Annotated in this window: 3 protein-coding genes; all 3 read left to right on the top strand. The window is 51.5% G+C overall.

The window, feature by feature from the left end:
• Positions 1-469: hypothetical protein (locus A3A5_RS39085; RefSeq protein ID WP_035813282.1), on the top strand; the 469-nt coding region annotated here is incomplete at its 5' end.
• A gap of 156 nt (positions 470-625) precedes the next feature.
• Positions 626-1,144 carry a hypothetical protein gene (locus tag A3A5_RS0121660; RefSeq protein ID WP_157637271.1) on the top strand — a complete coding sequence of 173 codons (519 nt, stop codon included), beginning with the start codon at positions 626-628 and terminating at the stop codon, positions 1,142-1,144.
• Between the two features lie 19 nt (positions 1,145-1,163).
• On the top strand, positions 1,164-1,475 hold the full coding sequence (locus tag A3A5_RS43495) for a hypothetical protein (RefSeq protein ID WP_157637272.1): 312 nt from the start codon (positions 1,164-1,166) through the stop codon (positions 1,473-1,475).
• Positions 1,476-1,568 lie beyond the last annotated feature (93 nt).

The following is a 1,568-nucleotide window of genomic DNA, read 5'->3' on the forward strand; positions in this document are numbered from 1 at the left end:
CGAAATTCAAATCGTGGACACCCATGGAATCCTCACAACCCGCGTCAGCATTGGCTTCCAAGCCAATGACCCTCAAATAAACCGGACACTAGTGGTCGAAGACTTCTTTGAAGATCGTGGCGGTGCCGATGCGCCGACTCGAAAGCCTGAAGTTGGCCAGACTGCGTCCACGCCGACTCGGAGCGTAGCGTATAGCTCAGCGCGAACTGCTATCGATTACGCGGAACCTGAGCGCGCGGAAACCGTGCGAATCGCCAGAGACCGTGTACTACTGTTGGCCGCCAAGTACGCCAAAGGTGAGAATCAGTCGGAGGTCGTAGCCAGGCTTGAGATTTTGAATAGCCGTCTTCTTGAGCGGGAGCCACGTGTCTCGCAAGCTCAGGTGCAGGCATTGGAGGCTGCCGCGGCTCAGGTTTCTGAGGCGCGTGCAAAGCGGGAAGCAATGATGCGTCGATTGGGTCTGATCTAATGGCGCTTTTTCAGTACCCCAAGGGATGTCACGCCCGCACCCTCACCCCCCGGCAGTTCAAGCGATATCAAAGTTACAAGCGGTACTTACAGACTGAATTTTCCAGAGTCTGTGTGTACTGTCGACAGCCCGACAGCAGCGCGGTTAATCTAAATTTTGGCGTGGATCACTACAGACCAAAAGACAAGTTCAAAAATCTTCTCTGTACGTATTCGAACCTGTACTACTGCTGCGGTCACTGATAGTCGCAAGAATAACGATTGGCCCACCGACGAGAAGGCCGGCCCCTATGTGCTTAACCCGTGCGACCACGATATGGCGGCGCATATTCGTTTTGACGCGGCCACCGGGAGGATGGAGCCGCGCAGCAGCAATGGGCAGCATATGGAGGAACTTCTTCAGTTGAACGATCCGGCAAGCGTCGAATATCGACTCGGAGCCCTCACAATAATTAGGGTGCTTGAGAGCGAACTAAGGTCCCAACAGGAGTTGCTGAGAGCGCTCGAGAAGAAGAGGGCGAGTGGCCAGATCTCGCAGGAAGATTACGCAGAAGCGCATGACATTGCTGTTCAGGAGATTGAGGGCCTTCGACGTACCGTTCAAGCTCAGTCGGGAACTCTGCCGCTGCCGCCGCTGCGAAAAGGTCGTGGAAGCATTCAACTTCTACCGGACTAGGGGTAATCGGTACCCTACCATGAAACGATACAGCAGGAAGCAAACCATCATTTTAATTTTGATGGCTTCAATAAGCCTTGGTGCAACATTCATATCAGGGCATGTCAACGCTAAAGAATCCCGTACACAACAACCCGGCTCAAAAGAAGAAATTCGAGTCGTTGTCTCCAGCCAGGACTCTGGCGGGTTTACGCAACGAAAGTTCGATTCAAATTTTTTGAAAAATATGGAGGCATACACTGTCGAACGAATCAAACTAAAGGCTAAAGAATATTTGGAATCAGAAGGCCAAACTAACACCAACATTCAAATCACATCCGAAGCCAACTAGGGCTCTGACCAAGATAAGGCCGAATTGCTATCATAAGCCTTGTGGTTATGAAAACACTTCGCCTTATTCGGATTGAGAATAAGCAGTTCAGGC

This window comes from Cupriavidus sp. UYPR2.512, from assembly GCF_000379565.1.
Taxonomy (GTDB): domain Bacteria; phylum Pseudomonadota; class Gammaproteobacteria; order Burkholderiales; family Burkholderiaceae; genus Cupriavidus.

Bases quoted from the DNA above. Each gene is read 5' to 3' on its own strand.
- A3A5_RS43495 (WP_157637272.1), top strand. From the start codon at position 1,164: ATGAAACGATACAGCAGGAAGCAAACCATCATTTTAATTTTGATGGCT.